Raw genomic sequence first — 21,231 nt, 5'->3', positions numbered from 1 at the left:
TTCACGACTCATGGATGACCCCCGCTCGCAGGCCAAGCCTGAGGTACTCGTCGAGACGGGTGACCAGATCCGCGGTGCGCTGCGGCTCCTGCAACCGGTGGTGCGCACCCATCTCGGACTCGTCCTCCGCGCCGCGACGGATCGCGGTCGGGGTACGGGCGGCCAGCCGGGCGTACGCCGGTGCGGCGAAGCGCAGCGAGGTGAAGTGCGGAACGTCGTCAGGTGCGTTGGGCGCGCACCGGTACCGCTGCGGCGTCAGGGAGCCCGGCGGAAGGTAACTGAACCGTGCGCAGCCGGCCTGCCGGTTCACGACCTCGACAAGGCCGAGCGCGATCGAGTCGGAGATGGATAGTCGCTGTGCGCGCAGCCGCCCGATGATCGTGGACGCTTCCACGACCAGCTCGCCGGTCGCGGTGCCGCCCGCTCCGACCGCCTCGAGCTCGAGGTCGGTGGCGTCGACGATGCTGTCGATGATGGTCATCCGCGTGCGCGACGTGCCCTTGAGTGCGCCGACGCTGCTGCTTTCGACGACGAGCTCGGTCTGGTCGCGGCGTACGTCGACGGCGAGCGCCCCAGGGGCGACCGGCGTGCCATCCGCCTTCAGGCTGGCACCCGGTACCACCGTGCAGTGCCGCAAGGTCACCCTGACCAGAGACGTATTGGCCGGCACCATGACCGGTCGGTTGGCGATCTGCAGACCGTTGAGCTCGACCTCGGAGCCGGCTGCGCCCTGCACGGTCAGCATGCCGGCCAGCGCCAACGTCGGGCGCCGGCCGTCAGCGGCCCGGAGCTGGATCATCGCGCCGGGCGAGACGGTGACGGTGAGGTTCTCCTGGTAGATCCCGGAGTCGGTGATCTCGACGACGCCGGCGCCGCCGAGCTCGTCCAGGGCCGCTTGGACGGTGGCGTGGTCGTTGGGCACCCGGACGACCGACCCGTCGAAGGAGCCGAACGTGTGCGCTCGTGGGTATTCGCCACCGAAGGCCCCGGTCACGCCGCCGCGGTGGAACATCACCCGTACGTCGGTTGGGCTGCTGGAGGTTGTGAGCCGGCCGAGCACGGGGTCCACCGCCACCTTGCCGGGGGGCGCCGGCCGCATCCAGCCGCCTCCCGAGTCCGCCAGGTTGGCTGCCAACACGTCCGCCGCCGGCACGAGTACGCCGTCGAGCCAGATCGCCAGACTGCGTTCCGGACCGTAGAGACGGGGCAGGTCGTCATGCATGCGGCGCCGCGTGATCGGCCCCGGCACGTTGACGGGCTCGGCCAAGTGGCTGATCTCGTCCTCCCGCTCCGGGCGTTGCACGAGCGGGCAGTCGATGTTCAGCGGATGGAACCTGTAGCGCTTGACTGCAACCTTGACGGCCGGGCTTCCCTCGAGGCGCAGCGCGCCCAGCCGCCACACGAAGAAGGCGACGTTGCCGACGTTGACGCGGGCTGCCCCGGACTCGATGGCGCGTACGTCGAGGGTGCGGGGGATCGCGTCGAACGCCGTACCGACGCGGTCGGTGGCAGTTCCGTCACGCAGCGACGGCGCCACCTGATTGTGCAGGCGCACGTGGTTGGTCGACTGGGTGGTCGCCAGTCGCGTAAAGAGCTCGGCCACGGCGGCACCAGGGAATCCGGTGACGTCCCGGACGAGCTGCTCCAGCATGGACGCTGTGCCTTTGCGTCGTCGCAGCGCAATGGTGTGACCGATTTCGGCACGGCGGTCCCAGGCAGCTCCCTCACCCGAGCTGCTCGGATGGAGCAGGCGGTAGCCGATGAGATCGCCGAGGTAGGGCAGCGCCCACGGCGCGGCCGTCTCCACAAAAAGGTCGTCGTACAGCTGGTCGATACTGTCCTCGAGAATCGTGACCTGCTCTGCGACGAGCTCGAGGAAGGCCCCGAGCGGTCCGCGAGTCAACTTCGCGCGGAGTACCTCCCGGCGCACACTGTCCTTCTCGTCTGCGCTTCCGCCCAGAGCATCCAGAGCGAGCAGCTCGCTCTCCTCTGCCGCGGTCAGCTGCGCCGGAAGCCGGCTGGCGATGGCTTCGTCACGCAATCGGTAGATCGCTGGGAGCAGAGCCAGCAGCTCGGCGCCTCTCATGTGAGCACCTCCAGCGTCAGATCTTCGTTGCGCAGCGTGATGATCTCTGCCGGCTGCAGCGCATTCGCGGGCCCGAGCCCGCCTGGATGGGCAGGGACCCGATGCTGAACGTCGACATCCGCCGGAGCGTCAGACCGGCGCAGGCGCTCGACGTCCACGGCCACCACGCCAGGAGCGCGGTGAGCGAGCGTGACCACCTCGTCGACGCTGGTCCGCTGCCCGAGCTCGCGGGACTCCAACCCGAAGGCGTCCAGCAGGAGCCGGCGCACGTCGGCGAGCACGGCCTCGGCCACACGATCCGGATCAGGGAGCACCCGAAGGGCCAAGGTGAGGAACACCGGCACATGGCTGAGCAGCGTGACTGCCAGGCTGGTGTCGCTCGCGCTGCGCAGTGCGTCCAAGAGGTTCTGGTACGTCGGCACCGACGCATCGATCAACGCCCCGCCCGGCCCCATCACGGTCAGCGCCAACCCCCGGGAGGAGCCGGTCGGAATCCATGCGGCACTGGCCGTGAGCACTCCCGGATAGGCGCGCGCGTAGTCCTCGACGTCGAGCCGCGAGACGACTCGGTCCAAGGTACGCACGGTAACCGGCGCGTTGCGGCGGGCTTGCGTGAGAGGCTCGGGGTCCTCACCTCCCATGGCCGGCGCCGGGTTGGCGACCGAGGCGATGCCCAGCGGGCGAGACAGCAGGGTGGTCAGCTGGCCCGTCCTCACGTTGCCGTCGGCGCCGAGGCCGGTGCGGTAGCGAGCACGTACGTTGGCTTGACCGGTCGGGAGACGGGCTCCTTCGACACCGTCACCGAAGCGGACGAGAGACGTTCCGTCGTCGCGAGTCTCGACCGTGTACACACGGTCCTCGGCGCCGGCCCCGAAGAGGCTGCTCCGGTGATCCCAGGCCACCTCGTCCACCCGCACTTCCAGCTGCGCGTCGCGCCCGCCTGCACCGGCGGTCCAGGTCAGCGGCTGCTGCTTGAGCACGAACGCCTGGCCCACTGCCGTCGCGTCGCCACTGCCGAGAATCTCTCCCACGCCCGCCCCTTCGATCGCGGGGGCGACGTTGGCGTTGAATGTCGTGCTGGTGCGGTCGTACGCCCGCGACAGAGCACGCACGAACCGCACGGTCGTGCGGCCCGAGGCGACCACCACGGCGTCTGCGGTGGCGGCGATGCGAACGACCTCCGAGAGCAACTCGGCACCTAGCGGCGCGCCGGCGGCGGGGCCTTGGACAGCGAGCGGCTGTCCTGACACGAGGGGGACCTCCGTGTCCAGGACCACCTGGTCGCCTTCGACAGCACTCGTCAGCGCATCGGCGGTGAGCGGGAGTTGCTCCGACTGTGCGTACACCACCGAACTCCTGCGCTCGAACGTCGAGGGCAGCGTGTTGTCCAGCATGACGCGGGTGATCTTGGCGGACAGGCCGAAGTCACTGCAGGAGGGCAACGAGACGCCGCTCACCCGAGCGAGATGGTCGGACTGGCCCTGCTGCTGTGCGAGCACCCAGCCGTTCTTGACCACCTGCGGGTAGGCCTGATCGAGGTCGACCCTGTCGGTGGGAAGAGCGAAGTTGTTCCAGGTGCCCGTAGCAAGGTCCGCGAGGTTCCCCAGCGAGGTCCCCGAGGTGGAGAGGAGCCAGGGGCTAGGTGCGTTGTGTCCGAACATAGGGGCCCGGAGCCGGAACACGTGCACTGTCGCGCCGCTTACGGGGATCGCTTTGGTCAAGGCCACGTCCCACGTGACCACGGTGGTGTCGGTGGCGCTGTCCTCCTCGACGCCCGACAGTGCACGCACCTCCCAGTCGGTGCTGCTGCTCTGCGTCGCCCGGGCAGATCCCAGCATGAGCAGCCGGTCGCCCGGGTTCAGCCGGTGCCCGGTTCGGGCCAGCGTCAGCGACGTACGACCCTTGAGCTCCGAGGGCCACTGGGAACGAACGGGTGGGATGGCGTTCCATTCCGCCCTGGCTTCGATCGGCGCGACGGTCTCGAACGTCACGGGCAGCTCGTTCTGACCGGGAACGCTCTGCACCTGCGTACCGACATGAACCTGGACCGGCCGTGCTGGCTGGTGGGGGAGCGTCCGGGCTTCCTCGACCGTGAACGCGAGCCACGCCTCCGCGGCGACGCCGGGGTCGGGTCGATATCCGATCAGCCGGGACAGCTCGACGATCGAGAGGCGTTCGACGGCCGTCCGCAAGAACGACTCGTGCGCGATCCGCTCGGTGTAGAAGGTCAGTACCTCGGCCATGCAGGCGAAGCCGTCGGCGAGAGCGATCGTCGGATCGACGTCGTCGCGGGCCCCGAGCCCCGCCAGCGCAGGCAGGTTGTGGTCGGCCAGACCGCGCAGGATCGACGCCTTGACCGAGCTGTGTCTCCCGACGCGGTAGCGAATTTCGGCAAGGCCGGGTGCGTTGCTCACGACCTCGGGCGTGGCCGGCGCCGGTGCCTCGCACACGCAGCCACAGCTCCCAGAGCACGCTCCGTGGCAGGTCATCGGCCCACCTCACTTTCCGCCGTTCAGGACGATCCGGAGCACACCGTGCTCGGGGAAGTCCGGAGAGCTCTCGAGGCGAGCCACCTCGAGGCGGCTGAGCGTCAGTCGTCCCTCCGCAAGGGCCACCCCTGAGGTTGACCCGAGACGCCGGAACACGGTGGCCTGCACCGAGTCCACGCCTGGCACCGCCCGCGCCGCAGCCAGGATCGGGGACAGGTACACCGGCTGACCGAAGCTGAAGGCGTCGGGGTGGAAGTGGCCGCGCGTGCCATCACCGTTGTCGGTAGCCGACAGGGCTGCGGCCAGTCGCTTACGGACATCGCTGCGGAAGTACTCAGCCGCGACGCAGACCTCGAGTTCGAGCTCGAGCGCGACGAACCGGGGTCCGTCCACCTCGAGATCGTGGCCGGCCAGCCGGAAAGGCTCGACGTACCCGAGCAGGGCCTCCTCGAACGACCGGTCAACTGTGTTCTCGCCTGCAGGATCCACGGTGAGGAACACCGTGTGCCAGCTGCCGGTCCAGCGCAACGTCGCGGCCGCGCGCTGCACCGCGGGGGACTCCAGGGCGACCCGCTCGTAGTCTGCCGGCGTGACAGCGCGGCGTTGGGCTCGGAAGGCCTCCGGCGCCCGGCGGCGTGCCTGTTCGATGGTCTCGGGTTCTGTGCCGCCGCGAGCCGGCAGCGGGTTGCGCACGCCGGTGACTCGACCGTCGGTGGTGACCACGTGGCCGAGAGAGTCCGCACCGATGTTGCCGGCGGCGCCGTTTCCGTGCCGGTAGGTGGCGGTGAAAGCCTCTGCCGGCCGAGGCGACCGGCCGTGCCCGTATGCGCCGAAGCGCAGCCGGCAGGTCCCGTCGACCTCCACTTCGGCCACGACCTCGGGGCTCTCCGCGCCGGAGTCGAGCAGGTCGGGGACGGCCGTCCAGTCCGTGGTGTCCCCGTCAAGCGTGCTGTGCGGCCAGAGCTGCGGGCGGGCCGTGGCCGGCTGGACGTCGAGTGCGGCGTACGCCGGCGCCGTCGAGTCGAACCGCAGCCGGACATGGCCCCGATTTTCCCGCCGCACCCGCACGGTCGCGGCCTGGGTCAACGGGCCGTGGGCGAGCGTGGGGCAGAACCGACGGCCCGTCACGCTGCCCAGCTTCTCCTCGCGCACGGTCCGGCCGTGGTCGGCCAAGATGACATTGCCCCATGCCGCTGTGCCTCGGGTGACGGGCGGTCGACCCGCCGGAATGTCGCCGGCCGCGGCGACGCACAGCCCGAACGGCAAGGCATCCGCCTCGGTCCAGAAGACACGGGTGATCTCCACGTCGGTCAGCGGGTCCGTCAGGTGGTTTGGACCATCGAATGCCTCCACCGCCGTGAGCCGCACAGCGTGCCGCAACGTCGGATCGGCATCGGCTGCCAGGCCGGTGACCGGACTGTGCGCCTGCGCGAAAACCAGCACGTCGCCAGCGGAGAGCTGCGGGAAGTGACCCTCCAGGGTGGCCTCGGTCGAACCCGGGGCAAGGGCGTAGTCGGGGAATGCCCAGTCGTACACCCACATCTCGTCGTGGGCGGCGGCGAAGGTCAGCTCCGGCACCGCGATCGAGGGGTCCAGCTCCGCGATGACGGGCTCAAACCACTGGGCCGCTCCCGCCTCCGCGGCCGACTCGTCGCGCGTGCCCGGCGCGATGCGCTCGGGCAGGTCCGGCAGCCGGGTGAGGAACCTGAGGTTTGCGGACGCCACGGTGGTGTCAGCGTTCACGCGCACTTGCACCCAGGTGCGTGCGTTGCACCCGTCATGCATCGAGTAGTCGACCAGCCGCGCGTGACGGCGAACCGAGCGGCGCAACCGTGCGGTGCCCAGATAAGCCTCCGTCGCCACCGCGTCCTGCGCATAGCTGAGCCGGTCGCCGACGTACGCGAAGAGCTCGACCAGCGCCATCCCCAGGTCGGCGGGGGATCGGATGGACCAGTCCGGGTTGATCAGGGAGAGTCGGTCGAGAATCAGCCGCCGGAACGTCGCGTAGTCCTTGGCCAGGTAGTCCAGCCGCGGTTGGGTCGGGCTGGCGCTCAGGCAAACGCCCCCGTGGCGGCAGTCGAGGTCACTTGGACAGCTGACCTTGAACGTGAAGTCCATGCCATTCAGCAGCGGGTCGAATCCTGCCGGGGCGCGGCGGTCGATAGCGGATCGCACCACCTCCAGCCGGTAGCGCGAGGTGTCCCCGGCTGCGCTCGTGCGGAGGGTGACGCTTTCCAAGCCGGTGCCCAGAACGCTGACCGAGGGCGCTGGAATCCGCTCGCCGCCGGAGATGACGACGCCGGTCGCGGAGAGTGCCGCTTGGTGGGTCGCTGTCAGGGGGTTGACGAAGTGCACGGTCAGTTTCCGCTGCCACAGCAGCTGGTCACGCTGCGGTCCCGGTGGCATCGAGGCGTACTCCGCCTGCTGGGCAGGCGGGAGCTCGCCGGGCACGAGATCGGCGACCTCGAGCCAGTCCACCGCGTTCAGCTGCGGCTTGGCGGCCACCGCGGCACGGCGTACCTCGGCGTCAACGTAGCGGAAGACCAGAGGCTCCATCAGCCGACATCCCTTCGCTCGAACGTCTCGACGTGGGACTCACCGGTCGAGATCTCGGTGAAGGCGACGGTGACCAGCAGGGTCGAGTCCTGGGCCCGCACCTCCACCCGCTCGACGGCGAGCAGGTCCCCCAGCCACTGCTGAAGGGCTGCCTGGACTAGGAAGTCCGTGGCAGCGCCTAGCTCGTCGCTGAGCCCTTCGAACGGCAGCTGGCGAAGGCCGGAGCCGAACGACGGCCGGTTCACCCGCTCGCCCGGCTGCGTCAGCAGCACTTGCTCGACCAGCCCGCGCAGCCACATCGCACGAGGCCCGTCGGCCGTTCGGCCGCGGCCGTCGAAGTGGAAGGGATGCTCGAGATGCATCGGGCGGCTCCTAGCTGGCGATGACCCGGGTCTGGGCGGAGACGGGCAGCAGCGGCGTGCCCGTCGGCACGCAGACAGAGGCTCCCGTCTGCAGGACGATCGGCAGCCCGTTGACCAAGACGCGGGTCGAGCCGACGAGCCATTGACCTGTCGTGCATGGCCCGTTGGCGGGCGGCACGAACGAGCAACCGGCGACGAGGTACGGCGCTGGCAGCGACGCGACCGGCATGCCGCTCACCAGCACCCGGGGAACCGGAGCGGACGGCGTGGCCTGGCCCCCGTGTGAGCAGGTGACCACGGCACCGGCGTGTAAGACCGGACCGGGCATGTCACACCACCGTCAGCGCGCCGGCGTTGACCGTCACCGTCGGGCCGACCATCACGATGGAAGCGCCCTTCCCGTTCTGGATGTAGATCCCGGTGTCGTTGACGATCAGGGTCGCGCCGGTCGCGCTCTTCAGCATGATGCCGCCGGTGGGTCCCGGGACATCCGAGATCGCGATCGCGTTCTGGCCGGCCGTCTGCATCACGATGCTCGGGGACACGGGCAGGCCGTTGAGCGCAAGAGTCGGAGGGTCCGCTGGTGAGCCCCAGCGACAGCCGGACCAGACCGGCCGTGAGAGGTCACCACGCTCGAACTCGACCCAGACGCCGGCGCCGACGGGAGGAACGAACCAGGTGCCCATCGGTGGCCCTGTGGGACCGGCCAAGGGCACGCACGCTTCCGCCCAGCTGGACGGCGCCAGGCCGATCGCGTCGGGGACCTCGACCAGCAGCCGACCGCGCATCATCGGGTCGATGTTGTTGACCACGGTCCCGCGGTACTTGCCGAAGTGTCGGGTCGCCCTGTGGCTGGTGGTGGCGGTCATCGGAGTGCCTCTCTAGACGGGAACAACCGGGGTGGGGGAGATCAGACCGTCGCGCGACAACGAGAAGGACTGCTTGTATGAGCGCGGCTTCAGGTCGTGGGTCACGCGGTTGACGTAGTAGAGGCCGTCGTACGCCGTGCCCGCGCCTCGCACGCCGACGAGCTGGCGAGCTCGAAGCGGCCGGCCGTACGCCAGGACGTCCAGGGTGCCCTCGCCAGTGATCGCGTGGGAGGACTTCATGAGATCCCCGAGGATGCGCTTGGCCGCCTCGGGTGGCTCCAGAGAGCCGCCCTCCTCCGCGAACTCCACTCGTGCCGGCGGGGTCGGCCGCAGGCCCAGCGGTGGCTTGAAGAGATTGACGTTCGGCACCGGCACCGGGATCGGTATCTTGTGCGTCACGGGGTCGAAGATCGTGTAGACGGTGACCTTCTTGGCCTTGCCGTCCAGGCTGAACGACAGCGACTCCACGTTGGTCGCCTCGTCGAGGTTGACGCTCAGCGCAGGTTGAGGAACAGGCAGGCGCACGTCCGGCCCGAAGTAGGCGACGCTTGATCCCGGGAGCGGCCCGGGCTCGACGTAGAACACGTAGCCGCACCGCGACGCGTGCTGCTGGATGTAGTCGAGGTCGGTGCCGGTGTGCGTGTCGATCCCGTCGAGAGGGTTTCGCAGCGCACTCACGATCGGCGGGATGACTACGGGGGCGACGCCGAACGCGGCGTACTTCGCGAGGATCATGTAGAGCTGCGTGATCTCGGGCATGGCGGGGGAGCGCATGAACGGCATCTCGACGAGGTCCATGAGCACGGTGAGGTCCTCACCGGTCACCGTGAGAGTGGATCCGCCGGGGGTGTTGGAGGGCGTGACCTCGTGGTGTGTCACCACGCCGTCGATGAGCACGTGGGGCAGTCCCCGTATGGACACCATGACGATGACCCGAGAGACGATCGGGTCGAAGTATCCGGCGGGAAGCAGGGTCCGCACCACGTCAGAGGCGGGGCCCGCCTCAAGGACGATCTGGAACCCGGCCTGCTGCGTGCCAGTCGTCACCCGCACCGAGCTGACGGCCTGCATCACGCTGCGCGGAGCGGGCACCGGGACTCCGGGACCGATGAGCAGGGTCAAGTCGGCGGATTCGATCATAGCGGACCTCCCGGTAGCCCCTCGGGAAGCGTGATGCGCAGCCGGCGGCCGACGACTGCGGTCAGCTCGTCGGGATGCAGGCAGCGGTTGGCGTCGCAGATGCGCCAGAAGAGCTCCGGGTCCTGCAGCGCCTCGGTAGCGATCAGGTCGAGTCGGTCGCCGGGGGCGACGCGGTGCTGGGCGAACTGCACCAGTGCCGCGGGGTCGGGCAGGAAGCGGCGGCGCAGGTAGCGCACGGGATTGCCGTCGGAGTCGACGAGCGTTGCCACGGGCGTCACGTGGTAGCGACTGTTCTGCGGGAAGGGCGGGACCACCGTCGATGCCTGCGAGAGCAGGTTCGCCAGCTGCTGACGGGCGTGGTCGTCGCTCATGGCAGACCTCCGATTCCCAGGGTGTTGAGCGTGGTTCTCGACACCCGTGTCGACAGTGACTCCTTGGCTCGCAGGTAGGACAGGTAGATGCCGCCACCACGGCGGTCGTAGCCGAGGTCGCCGGCGGTGAGCACACGCATCCCGATCGAGACCTTCGCGCGAATCGGGTTGAGCAGGGCGTCGAAGGCTTCCTCGGTCACGGCGAACTCGGTGACCTGGACGGGAAGGATTCGCCTGGCGCTCCAGACGAACAGGGTCAACGGCCCCCGGCTGGGCAGGATCTCGATCGCGCCCGAGGCGGCAAGGGCGTCGCGGCGGATGAGGTCGTCGACGCGCGGATGCACCAGGCCCTCCAGAGCGGCCAGTTGCGAGTGGATGCCCAGGGCCACCGTCGCCGGATGCTGCTCCGGTTTCTCCATGGCATCCGTTGCGTCGAATTCGGCCTCGATCTTCAGCGTCTCGATCGGTGGTCCCGTGATGCGCAGCGCCTCCGTGACGTCAGATCCTTCGGCGGACTGCTGCAGCTTGAGGTTTCTCGCCAGGCTGTCCGGGTTGTACTGCAGGCTCACCACGCGCAATATGGCACCCGTGCCGCCATCCACCTGTACCAGGCCACCCTTGACCAGACGCGGGCCGATCACGGCAGCACCGCCCTGGTCACCTCGGCCGCGACCTGGCGACCGAGCCCGGCGGCATCGCGTGCGGCCGGCTCGCGAAGGTCCACCGTGACGTCGGCGTGGCGCGTCGTCGTCGGGACGTCGTGGCCGAGCCGCTCCGTGAGGTGCTCGCGGAGCGCGTGCTCGACGGCGTCGCGGACGGCCTGCTCCCCACCGCACCCGGCGGGCAGCACGAGGGCGTCGATGCTGAGCTCGACGTGGACCGATCGACCTGGTCGCGCTGTCATGGCTTCGCCTTCGACCGGCCGCCGTACCCACGCACACGGGGCTCGATGCCCTCGACGGTGAACCACTTCTTCGTGAGGGTGTAGAGGGTCCCGGTGAGGAGCTTGGTCGAGCCCTTCTTCTCGAGGTACTGGATGCCGTAGTTGCGGTACCACGTCCCGTTGAACGCGTGCCGGTTCTTCTCGCGATTCAGCGGCCACAGGTTGGAGTACCTGTTGGTGCCCTGGAACGCGAGGTCTCTGATGTGGTCGATGTCCTTGTCCTCCCACTGGCTGTAGCCGGCGTGCTTCAGGGCGGACTTGAAGTTGTCGATCGGTGTGGGGTCGCGCTCGTCGCCCCTCTCGCGATACAGCAGCGTGCCCTTCTCGACGATGTTGCTCTTGTCGACACCGATGGGCACCTTGGTCCCGTCCTTCAACGTGACATCGCGGGGCCCGTCGGTCATCCTGAAGTCGACAGCCTCGCCGTCGATGGTCAACTTCATCGGCTTGGCGTATCCGGGATACCAGGACTTGTCCTTGTACCAGTAGATCGGGATCGGGTCGCTCTTCTCGCCCGTGTGCAAGCCGTTCAGGTCGTCCACGTCGGCGATGTCACGGCGAGCGGCGTTGCCCATCCTGCCGACCACGGTGAAGCCGGACCGGTCCGCAGTGGTGTGGTCGACCACGTCGAGGGCGGCGTAGGAGTACGCCGTCTTGAACTGCGCGATCGCGCTCTCGATCGTCGCCTTGGTCCGGCTCGCGGCGTCGAGCTTGCCGACCGCGCGCTCCACAGCTTTGCGCCCGGCCTCCCACCGGTCGCGATAGCCCATCAGTACCTGGGCCTCGGCCTTGACCGTCGGCGAACCTTTGCGCGCGATGGTGACCCGCCATTCGCCCTTGTCGGCGACTCGCCCTACGGCGACCCGGCCGCACACCTTGCTGTGCTTCTTCTTGATTTTGTTGGCCTGCTTGAGCAGAGAGTTCTTTGTCGCGCCCTCGGTCAGGTTCTTGCCCGGCAGCGCGTTGACCTTCATCACCACCTGCTGCCACTCGACGTCGTCCGGACCGGTGCTCTTGGGATCCTTCGGATCTTTCGGGTTCTTCGGGTCTTTGGGATCGTTGGGGTCCTTCGGGTCCTTGGAGTCCTTCGGCTCGTTCTTGTCCGAGTCCTTGTCGGGGTCGGTCTTCTTCTTGCTCGGCTTGTCTTGGTCGGGCTCGTCCGCCTTCTTCTTCGCGTCCGGCGAGTTGTCGGTCTCCGGCTTTCTGGCCGGGTCATTGGTGTCGCCGGATTTGGCCGGAGTCTTCGGCTTGGCCGAGTCGTCCTGGGTGGGAGGCGCCTTCTTGTTGGGCTCGTGGGGCTTGCTCACGTCCTTGTCCGGGTCGGCGTCGCCCTTCTTCTTGGTGTTGTGAGGCGCGACCGGCTTTCCCGGGTCCTTCTTTGTGGGGCTCGGCGTCTTCGGCTTGGCCCTCGGCTTGTGTTTCGCGGTCTTGAGCTTGGCGCGGGTCTTGGCAGCGCCGGGCGCCTTGTAGCCCTGCTTGCCCCTGCTCGCACGATCGATGACGTTCAGCAGCCGGTCGCTGAGGTCCTGCTCCGTCATCAGGTCGGAGAGCTTGGAGCCGATCTCGCGAGCGAGGAAACCGACGAAGGGATAGAGCAACGCGCCGACCAGGACGGACTTGTAGGTCAGCAGCTTGACCGCCTCCAGGTCCCGTCCGCTCGCCCGGTACCGTGCCATGAGCGCGTTGAGCTCCTGGAGACCCTTGGGAATGTTGAACAGAATCTGCCGCAGGTCCTCCTCGGTGGCATCCTCCGGGATGTCGAAATACTCCAGGAGTGCGCCGACGCCGGTGTTGTTCTCCAACTGCGCCAGCATCTTCTCGACGAGCTTGTTCTCCTGCTCTTCCAGCTTCTCGACCGCCAGCTCGGCGGCCTTCTCGTCGAGATTCGGGTCATCGGTTAGGTCTTGGAGCCTTCCGAGCTCGGCCAGGCCGTCGGCGAAGTTCGCCTCGAACGACTTGTACGTCGCGTAGGCCGCGCTGACCTTGGAGACGATCGAGGTGATCCGCTGGTAGGTCGAGTACACCTGCTCGACCTTCTGGAGGAACTTGCGCAGCTTGTTGAGCCGATGCAGGAGCATGGCTCCGCGGGCCGCCGCCAGGCCGGTACCGATGGGCCCCGTGAGGGCGCCGATGATGTAGCTCGCGCCGAGCTCGGCGGCCAGCCAGAGGATCTCCTCCAGGACGTAGTCGCGGATCCCGGCGATGCTCTTGGTGAGGTCCTTGGCGGACTCCTCGATCTTGGCCGACCTCTGGCTCGCTCCCGCGAGGAGGCCCTCGAGCATCATCATCTCCCGGAAGACCGGGAGCTTCTCCAGCTCGATGGGGTCGAGGTCAGCCTCCGCCTTGTCGAGCAACGTGTCGTGGGTGACCTTGGCGTGGATCTTCTTGAGGTTCTTGAGCGCGTCGTTGACCTTGGCGGTGTTCTCGGCGAGCGTCTTGGTCTTGTCCGAGGAGACCGTTAGCGCGATCTTCACATCGTCCGGCAGCTCGCCTGCCTTGGCATCGGTGAGCAGGTGCTGGTTGATCCGGAGGAGCTCCCGGTCGGACGGACTCATCTGGAGGTACTTGTCGAGCTCGGCCGACTCGTCGATCGGCGTATCCGACTCTGCCGCTGTGGTCTTGAGGTACTTGAGCACGTCCGCGAGCTCCGCGCTGCTCATCTCCGCGAACTTGTCGAGCTGCTCCTTGGTCAGCGGCTTTCCCTGCGCGTTGGACACGGACTTGAGCTCTTTGAGGACTCGGTCGACCTTGGCCTTCTTCTCGGCATCGCTCTCAGGTGGCAGTCCCTGCTCGGTGCCGCCCGTGTCTCCGCCCTTCCTGTCCTTGTCCCCGCCAGTCTTGTCCCCGCCCTTCTTGCCCCCGTCCTTGGCGTCTCCCGACCCGGTGCCGCTGCCCGTACCACTGCCCGAGGTTTGGCTTCCCTTGCCGCCTTTGGCCCCCTTGTCGGACTGGAGCTCCTCGTCGCGAGAACCGGGGCGACGCAGGTCGTAGATCGTGATCTCGTACTCGGAGGTCGCGAGTTCGGTCCAGGTGTAGGGCACCCCAGGAGGCGGCTGGATGTACAGCTTGTCCAGCTTTCCCACTTCTTTGTTGTCCGACGTCTTGATCGAGTCACCGCCGGGGTTGTCCTTGACGTGGCTTGCCGTGTAGCTCCCCGGCGGCAGCGTGCCTTCCTCCTTCACCAGCTTCAGCGTGAACATCGTGCCGTCAGTGAGGATGACGCTGATCTTCTTCGCCTTGCGGTAGATCAGCACTTTCTTGATGCCGGGCGCGGTCTTCGGCTGCCGCTGGACGGTTCCCGCCAACGCGGGTGTTCGCGACTGCTGGACGACGTGCGCGAGTTCGTGCGCCATCAGCCGGCGACCCGCGGTGCTGTTCATGTCCGGCGGCCGGGAGAAGGTGATCGAACTGCCCTGCGTGAACGCCGCTGCGCCCAGCGCGTCGGCGCGCCGGCTCGCGGCGGTGTCGGCGTGGATGCGCACGCTGGCGAAGTCGTACCCGAAGCGCGGCTCGAAGTACGCCGACTCCGCACTGGTCAGCGGTCTGCCGCCGCCGCTGCTGGAGGAGGCGTTCGCCGAACGCGCGAACGACTGGGGCTGTGTGGCGAGCGCCCGGTCCGCCGCCCGGTCTGCCTGCGCCTCGTACGTGTCCTGGGCTGGACGCGATGCGGTGCCACCCGAGTCCGCGTGGTCGGAGGTGTACTCGTGCTCACTCATCACGTACTCCAGCCCGCGAAGTCGCTCGGTGCGGCGGTGCGCTCAGCCTTGGCCAGCTCGGCTCGCGCTGCCCAGGCGATCTCCTCCATCCGGACGGGTCCCTCCGCGGCGGCGGCGCGGAAGGCGGCGGCGACCGCGATGTTGCGGATCGCGCCGCCACTCACCGCGAGTGAAGAGAGCACGCGTGGTTCCAGGCCCTCGGTCGGGGTCCGATCCGGGAACGCGCCCGCCCAGATGCGCGCCCGATGGTCCGCGTCGGGGAAGGGGAACTGCACGATGAAGCCCAGGCGGCGCACGAACGCAGGGTCGAGGCTCGCCCGGGCATTGGTCGTGAGCACCGCGAGCCCGCGGTAGGCCTCCATCCGCTGGAGCAGGTAGCTCACCTCGATGTTGGCGTACCGGTCGTGACTGTCGCGTACCTCGCTGCGCTTGCCGAAGAGTGCGTCGGCCTCGTCGAAGAGCAGGATGGCGCCGGTCTCGTCCGCGCCGTCGAAGATGCGCCGAAGGTTCTTCTCGGTCTCGCCGATGTACTTGCTCACCACCGCGGACAGATCCACGTGCAGCAGCTCGAGGTCGAGTTCCCGCGCGATCACCTCGGCGGCCAGCGTCTTGCCGGTGCCGGGCTCACCGGCAAAGAGTGCGGTGGTGCCGAGTCCTCGGCCGCCCTTTTCGGCGAAACCCCAGTCGTCGTGGACCACCCGCCGGGTTCGTACCTGGTCGGCGAGAGCGTGCAGCAGCTCCAAGCGGTCCGCCGGCAGCACCAAGTCCGACCAGCGGGCTCGTGGGCGGATCACCCGAACCAGGCCGTCGAGGTCGCTGCGTCGCAGCTGTGCCCGCAGGGTCCGGGTGAGCTCACCCGGGTCATCGGCCTTCGCAGTCAGGCGAGTGCATCCGACGATCTCGCGTGCGCTGAGCCGGTGCGTCGATGCGAGCACGTCCGCGGTCTCCAACCACGAGTCGTCCGCGTGGTGCTCCGCCAGGGCAGATCGCCACAGGTGGCGCTGCTCGGCTGCGGGGGGCCGGGACACCTCGTGGTGTACGACGCCCGAGCCACCCGCCCGGTGCCGAGAGCAGATGAGCACCGGGCCGTTGACGCGCTCCAGCCATCCACCCACGGCGACCTCGGTCAGGTCGTTCTCGAGCACCAGCGCAGCCCCCGACAGCAGTGAGTCGCGGGTCCAGACCCGTGCGAGCAGGTCACGCTCGACCGGACCGGCCGGCAGGTCGGTTCCCCTCACGAGGAACGGCTCGAGGCCGAGGGCTGCGCACGCCGCCCAGGCCACGTCCAGGCGCCCGTCCTCGTCGTCACCGTGCAGGGAGACCGCAACCCAGGGGGACGTGGGATCTGCCCAGGCTCGCGCGATCTGGTCGGCGACGGCGACGTGCGACGCGGGAATCAGGCCGGCCGGCCGGAGCCGGGCGGCCAGCGGGACGAGCAGCGGGTCGAGCTCGTCGACGCCCACCAGGAAGTTCAGCATGCGCTCACCGATGTGCAGGGGCGCGTGGGCTACTGGTCCTGCCCCCAGCTCCAGCAGGTGCCAGCGACGCAGGGTTCCCCCCGGGGACATCGCCGACCAGTGCGGCTCGGGCAGCAGGTCGTGAGCAAGCGCCCAGGTGACGGCCCCTGCCGCCTCGGCGACGGCTCGGCTCAGCCCCAGGTGCAGCTGCGCACCCGCGCAGAGAGTGAGCAGCCCGCGCTCGAAGGCGGTGAGGCCGAACGCGTTCGCGACGTGGCCGAGTGCTGTTGCCGAGGACGGGGGATCCAGCTCGACGGTCGTCTCACCAGCGAACGCGGTGAGCAGACGCTCGAACTCGTCGTTCAGCGCTTGCTGATTCGTGCCGGTCCACTCCCTGCCCGGCAGCTGGCTGATGCTCACGACACCACCACCCGCACGTCGAGGAAGACCGGCGGACTGACCGTCCGGTCGACCACGACCGACTCGACGCCGTCGACCCGGAGGCGCGCGAGGTGTGACCCCACGGGGGCGTCGGGGACGACGAACTGCAGCGAGGTCGCCGGAGCCGGGTGTGGCTGGGCGTCGACCTCGCGCGTCCCGAGGATGAGCGACACCTGCTGGTCCGGTGCGACGCTGGGCGCGCAGTCGATGGTCAGGGTCGCCGTCCCGCTGCCGTCCCGGTTGACGGACAGCGGAAAGGTGTTGGTCATGCGCGGGGCCACCGTGAGGGGCAGCCGGTTCGTGGTACGGCTCGGTGCCGAAGGGCTGGGCTCGACCTGGACGGTCACGTCGTACGTCCCCACATCGAGCGTCGCCGGCACCGTGAAGTTAAAGCTCTGGCCGCCGGCACCGGCTCCGACCACCACCTCGGCGGTCACTCCTCGGCGTCGGTCCACCAGCTGCACGACGCGCTGAGTGCCGGCGAGCAGCTCACCGTCGACAACGACCGCACCGCCCGCTCGCGCCACGTGATGCCCACCGGCCGGGCGCAGCCCGAACAACGTCGGGACCCTGGTTCGGAGTTCGGGCGCGACCGTCACGCCGGCCTCGGCCCCGCCGGGGAGCCTGCCGCCCCGTACCAGGACAGGAAGCGCGGACCTCACGGGCACCGACGTCTCGATGAGCACGACCGACACGCTGTAGTAGAAGCTCGGACGGTACTTTGCCTGGAACGCCGACCAGAGCCGTGACGCCTCCTCGCCGGTGATCGACTCAGGGGCGACGCGTAGCAGCTCGACCTGCGTGGAGAGCCCAGCTGCGGCAAGGCTCGCGGGAAGCAGGTCGCCGAGCATCTCGCGGGTGATGAACGGGTGTTGCTGCAGCGCCTGCATTCCGTGGCCGAGCAGCTTCTCCGGCTGGAGCTGGCCGACGCCGTAGGCGGACAGCACGAGGTGCAGGTCGAGCGCAAGCGGGGGGTTCGCAGTCCGGTTGCCGGCGCTGTCCACCGACGGCATACCGGCGTTGCGCCACCCCTGGTTGAGGGAGACCCTGTGCAGGAACAGATTGAGGCCGAGCATCGCGCCCGGGCCGCTGAGGGAGAGCTGGTCCGGGGGAACCGCGGAGACCGTGGCGTGCCCGCCGTCGAGGTCGGCGTCCACGCTCGCATCCGCCAGCCACACCTCGAGCAGGCGGCGTAGTGCCTCGGTAGCGGCGGCGACCGCCAGCGCCGTACTCACGACCAGCCCCGGTCGGGCCGATCGAGGTACTCCTCGAGACTCAGCCGCGGACGGTACGCCGGGCGTGGTGCGGTGACGGGCGCCTCGACCCGTGGCGTCTGACGAACCGGCACCGGCGCCGAGGGCCGGATCTCGATGCGGCCGATGCTAATGGAGACAGTCGTCGTGCGCGTCAGTGCCTCATCCAGCACATTGTGAACCTCGGCGTCATCCACGCGGTCGGCGGCACCGGGGAGCATCGGAGCCGGAAGCGCGCGCGATCGTCGTTCGGCGGCCTCGGTCGGGAGGCGCTCACCGTTCGGGATCGGCTGCCGGGCCGGGGACGGTGGAGTCTTGGCTACCTGGTCGGCGGGGGCAGCGAGGTGCCGGTGCAGCACCGGCTCGCTGCGCTCGACGACTCTCTCGACGACGGGGGCGATGGTGGTTCGCGCCACGGGCTGCGCCAGCGGCGGTGGCGGCGCCGGGACCGGCTCGGACGGCACGAGCACGGGTGCCGAATCACGTCGCGTCGCGGCCTGAGTGACGGCCGGGCGCTCGGGCTCGCCGCGCCGGCCGACGTGGGCGACGGGGGCCGGCAGCGGGCGCACAGCCGGCTCGGTCCAAGCGGACGCGACCTCTTCGACCTCTCGGGGCGCGTCGGTGACCGGTTCATAGCGCGAAGGCAGCTCAGGGCGTACGCCGGTCAGCGGGCGGCGCTGCCGATCGACGAGCCGGTCGAGAAAGTCCATGGCAGGCTCACCCCGCCGTCAAGGCCAGGTAGGCACGCCGCCGCGCATCGGGGAGGTCGAGGATCGCGTGCTCGGACCAGCCGAACGCACGCGCGAGCTCGGCCACGTCAGTGAGCAGCCGGACTCCATGGTGGGCGATCTCGGCCGTGACGAATCGGGCCACGTCGAGCACGTCCTCCCACTCCGCGCCGCAGTGCGCACACGTACAGGCCAGCAGGATCTCGGCGCCCCTGTCGTGCTCGGCGAGGCTCGCGGCGACGGCCGCCGACATGCCCTCGTCGGGGTTCTCCTCGCCCGGTGCCCTCCCGAGCACGGCCCGGACGAGGGCGGCGCGGGCCTCCTCGGGCGACCCGGCGTGCACCGCCGCGGCCACGTCCCGGCTGGTGAGCGCCCGCATTTCGTAGCTGGCGCCCTCATGCTCCAGCTGCCAGCAGCGGTCGGTGGACATGTCGCCGAGCAGGGCCGACACGGTGAGCTCGACGCCGGCCCTCTCGCCGCACGCCGGGCAGGTGGCCTGTGCGCTCAGCCGCTCGCCGACGACCTCACGGCGCAGGGCGAGCAGCGCGGCGTCCCGGTCGCCGAGCGGAAGGGCAGCCGGGTCGTCGAGGTCGGGCAGGGCGACGGCGAGGCACCGGACCGCGGCGTCCACGGGATGCATGCCCGTGACCGCATCCCAGAGCCGGAGCCGGTCGCGAGGTGAGATCGGCATCAGGCCGGCTCCGAGAAGCTCGGCTCGGACGGCTCGACCACGTCGTAGTCGCGCTCCCAGCCCTCGTTCTCCAGCTTGATCGACTGGATCGCCACCGCGTTGGCGTTGGCATCGAGATCGGGCTGCGCCTGGAACTCCGAGACCCAGCACCGGTAGACCTTGTAGGCGATCGCGACCTGGCCGGACTCGTTGTACATCTCGATGATCAGGTCCTTGCGGAAGTCCTTGAGGGAGACCTCCGTGCCGAGGCCGGAGCCGTAGTTCCAAACCTTGTTCGCCCACTGCTCGAAGTCCGGGTCGTGTGTCACGCCACGCTCAAGCGTGATCGCCTCGTACTTCGTCCGGCCGGGCGACTTGCGAGCAGAGGACGGATCACCACCCTCGCGGTGCTCCACGACCTCCGTCGTGCGCTTCAGCGAGCTGACCTTGGACACACCCGCGACGTAGTGACCGTCCCACTTCACGCGGAACTTGAAGTTCTTGTACGGGTCGAACCGGTGGGTGTTCACCGTGAACGTCGCCATGAGGCTGCCTCTCTCGTGTGCTCAGGTGCTGACGTGCTAGACCGCGACCTGGCCGGCCAACTGCTGGATGGACACCACGACGAACTCAGCCGGCTTGAGCGGCGCGAACCCGACGGCGATGTTGACCACGCCGCGGTCGATGTCGCTCTGCGTGGTCGTTTCCCTGTCGCACTTGACGAAGTACGCCTCGCGTGGGGCCTTGCCCTGGAACGCACCCTTGCGGAACAGGTCGTTCATGAAGGACCCGACGCTGAGGCGGATCTGGGACCACAGCGGCTCGTCATTCGGCTCGAAGACGACCCACTGCGTACCGCGGAAGAGGCTCTCCTCGATGTGGAGGGCAGTACGCCGCACGGGCAGGTACTTCCATTCCGACGCCAGCTGGTCCGCACCCACGAGGCTCCGGGCCCCCCACACCACACGCCCGGCGATCGGAAACTGGCGCAGGCAGTTGACCCCGTGGGGGTTGAGCCGCCCGTTCTGCCCGTCGGTCAGCGCGTACCCCAGCTCATCGACCCCGAGCAGGACCGCCTCAAGACCAGCGGGCGCCTTCCAGATGCCGCGGGTGGCGTCCGTTCGGGCGATGACACCGGCAACGGCGCCGCATGGTGCGAAGGTGTCGGGACGGTTCTCCCGCAGCGGGTCCGGGCACTTCACCCGGGGGTAGTAGATCGCCGCGTTGCTGGTGCGGGTCACGTGAGCGGAGAGACCGCTGATCACGGCGTCCGGGTTGGCCCAGCCGCTGGGCGGGTCCACCAGCACGATCGCGCGGCGTCGTGCCGCATAGGACTGCGCCGCGTCCCACGTTGTTTTGCCGACGTCGTTGGTGCGGGTCAGTGGCGGGATGCAGATCAGGTTCACCATGTCAGCGAGCTCGAGAAGCCACAGCCCCCGCTTCGGAGCCTCGAGCGCTGCGTCGGAGATCTGCGTGTCCGTGATCGCGCTGCCGTCTGAGCCGTCGCTCCCGAATCCGGTCGAACTCGCGGCGTGCTCGAGCGGGTCGGCGCCGGCGGGAGCGGCACCGCTGGCCGCGGGCCGCGTGGCGGGTACGGCTCCGCGAATCCGGACCAGCTCCGAGCCCGCGGCCAGGACGTTCGTCACGAAGCGCCGATGCGTGGGCGTCGTCGAGAGGTTCAGAAAACTCTCGACCTGTCCGGTTGCCGTGTCCTTGACGAGCAGGTTGAAACGTGTGCCCGGCGCATCGCCAGTCTCCTCGGCAGCGTTCTCGACACGCACGCGCAGGCGGCTTCCCCAGGCGCCCTCACTGGCAGCCTCCAGACCGAAACCGGTGGGGAGAGTTGCCGTCGCCTTCGCGCCGCCGTTGTGGACCCGGCAGATCAGCGCGTCACGGCCACCGTTGAGGAAGTACTGCGAGACCGCGTAGCTGAGCGGGCTCTCGGTCCACAGCCCGCCGTACACACGGGCGAACTCGGCGAAGCCCTGTACGGCAACCGGCCGGTCGGTCGGACCGCGCAGAGCACGTCCGACGAACGCCGTGACCGAGGTCGCGACGCCGGTGACGGTCCGCACGCCGCTTCCTACCTCGCGGACGTAGACACCGGGGTGGCTGAGGTTGAGGGTCATCGCAGGCTCCCGTCAGGTGCT

At 69.0% G+C, this 21,231-nt stretch carries 17 protein-coding genes; all 17 read right to left on the bottom strand.

What is annotated here, in order from left to right:
- Window position 1 precedes the first annotated feature (1 nt).
- Window positions 2–2,086, bottom strand: coding sequence for a hypothetical protein (locus tag FXF50_RS04700; protein ID WP_148425970.1), 2,085 nt, complete (start codon window positions 2,084–2,086; stop codon window positions 2–4).
- Window positions 2,083–4,500, bottom strand: coding sequence for a putative baseplate assembly protein (locus tag FXF50_RS04695; RefSeq protein WP_148425969.1), 2,418 nt, complete (start codon window positions 4,498–4,500; stop codon window positions 2,083–2,085). The genes FXF50_RS04700 and FXF50_RS04695 overlap by 4 nt, the downstream gene beginning before the upstream one ends.
- Window positions 4,501–4,584: 84 nt before the next feature.
- Window positions 4,585–7,131, bottom strand: a complete 2,547-nt coding sequence (locus FXF50_RS04690; RefSeq protein WP_148425968.1) for a putative baseplate assembly protein — start codon at window positions 7,129–7,131, stop codon at window positions 4,585–4,587.
- Entirely contained in the window at window positions 7,131–7,493 is a 363-nt protein-coding gene (locus FXF50_RS04685) for a GPW/gp25 family protein (protein WP_148425967.1), read from the bottom strand. The genes FXF50_RS04690 and FXF50_RS04685 overlap by 1 nt, the downstream gene beginning before the upstream one ends.
- 10 nt (window positions 7,494–7,503) lie before the next feature.
- Window positions 7,504–7,737 (bottom strand): hypothetical protein, encoded by a 234-nt coding sequence (locus tag FXF50_RS04680; RefSeq protein WP_222865994.1) that lies wholly within the window; start codon window positions 7,735–7,737, stop codon window positions 7,504–7,506.
- An 85-nt stretch (window positions 7,738–7,822) separates the two neighbouring features.
- Complete coding sequence (locus tag FXF50_RS04675; RefSeq protein ID WP_148425965.1) at window positions 7,823–8,362, bottom strand: phage baseplate assembly protein V; 540 nt, start codon at window positions 8,360–8,362, stop codon at window positions 7,823–7,825.
- A gap of 12 nt (window positions 8,363–8,374) precedes the next feature.
- Complete coding sequence (locus FXF50_RS04670; RefSeq protein WP_148425964.1) at window positions 8,375–9,502, bottom strand: hypothetical protein; 1,128 nt, start codon at window positions 9,500–9,502, stop codon at window positions 8,375–8,377.
- Complete coding sequence (locus tag FXF50_RS04665; protein WP_222865993.1) at window positions 9,499–9,873, bottom strand: hypothetical protein; 375 nt, start codon at window positions 9,871–9,873, stop codon at window positions 9,499–9,501. The genes FXF50_RS04670 and FXF50_RS04665 overlap by 4 nt, the downstream gene beginning before the upstream one ends.
- Window positions 9,870–10,514, bottom strand: a complete 645-nt coding sequence (locus FXF50_RS04660) for a hypothetical protein (protein ID WP_148425963.1) — start codon at window positions 10,512–10,514, stop codon at window positions 9,870–9,872. Before FXF50_RS04660 ends, FXF50_RS04665 begins: the two co-directional genes overlap by 4 nt.
- Window positions 10,511–10,777: a hypothetical protein gene (locus FXF50_RS04655; protein WP_148425962.1), complete on the bottom strand. Its 267-nt coding sequence runs from the start codon at window positions 10,775–10,777 to the stop codon at window positions 10,511–10,513. The genes FXF50_RS04660 and FXF50_RS04655 overlap by 4 nt, the downstream gene beginning before the upstream one ends.
- Window positions 10,774–14,532 (bottom strand): DUF4157 domain-containing protein, encoded by a 3,759-nt coding sequence (locus FXF50_RS04650; RefSeq protein ID WP_148425961.1) that lies wholly within the window; start codon window positions 14,530–14,532, stop codon window positions 10,774–10,776. The genes FXF50_RS04655 and FXF50_RS04650 overlap by 4 nt, the downstream gene beginning before the upstream one ends.
- Window positions 14,532–16,409 (bottom strand): ATP-binding protein, encoded by a 1,878-nt coding sequence (locus tag FXF50_RS04645; protein ID WP_148425960.1) that lies wholly within the window; start codon window positions 16,407–16,409, stop codon window positions 14,532–14,534. Before FXF50_RS04645 ends, FXF50_RS04650 begins: the two co-directional genes overlap by 1 nt.
- Window positions 16,406–17,665 carry a DUF4255 domain-containing protein gene (locus FXF50_RS04640; protein ID WP_187399518.1) on the bottom strand — a complete coding sequence of 420 codons (1,260 nt, stop codon included), beginning with the start codon at window positions 17,663–17,665 and terminating at the stop codon, window positions 16,406–16,408. The genes FXF50_RS04645 and FXF50_RS04640 overlap by 4 nt, the downstream gene beginning before the upstream one ends.
- Window positions 17,662–18,393 carry a hypothetical protein gene (locus tag FXF50_RS04635; RefSeq protein ID WP_148425958.1) on the bottom strand — a complete coding sequence of 244 codons (732 nt, stop codon included), beginning with the start codon at window positions 18,391–18,393 and terminating at the stop codon, window positions 17,662–17,664. Before FXF50_RS04635 ends, FXF50_RS04640 begins: the two co-directional genes overlap by 4 nt.
- Before the next feature lie 7 nt (window positions 18,394–18,400).
- Window positions 18,401–19,102 (bottom strand): hypothetical protein, encoded by a 702-nt coding sequence (locus tag FXF50_RS04630; protein ID WP_222865992.1) that lies wholly within the window; start codon window positions 19,100–19,102, stop codon window positions 18,401–18,403.
- Window positions 19,102–19,626 (bottom strand): phage tail protein, encoded by a 525-nt coding sequence (locus FXF50_RS04625; RefSeq protein WP_148425956.1) that lies wholly within the window; start codon window positions 19,624–19,626, stop codon window positions 19,102–19,104. Before FXF50_RS04625 ends, FXF50_RS04630 begins: the two co-directional genes overlap by 1 nt.
- 36 nt (window positions 19,627–19,662) lie before the next feature.
- Entirely contained in the window at window positions 19,663–21,210 is a 1,548-nt protein-coding gene (locus FXF50_RS04620; protein ID WP_148425955.1) for a phage tail sheath C-terminal domain-containing protein, read from the bottom strand.
- Between the last annotated feature and the right edge of the window lie 21 nt (window positions 21,211–21,231).

This window comes from Micromonospora sp. AP08 (genome assembly GCF_008085935.1).
GTDB lineage: Bacteria > Actinomycetota > Actinomycetes > Mycobacteriales > Micromonosporaceae > Micromonospora > Micromonospora chersina.
The sequence above is the reverse complement of the archived record's forward strand: the minus strand, read 5'-3'. Positions and strand labels throughout refer to the sequence as shown.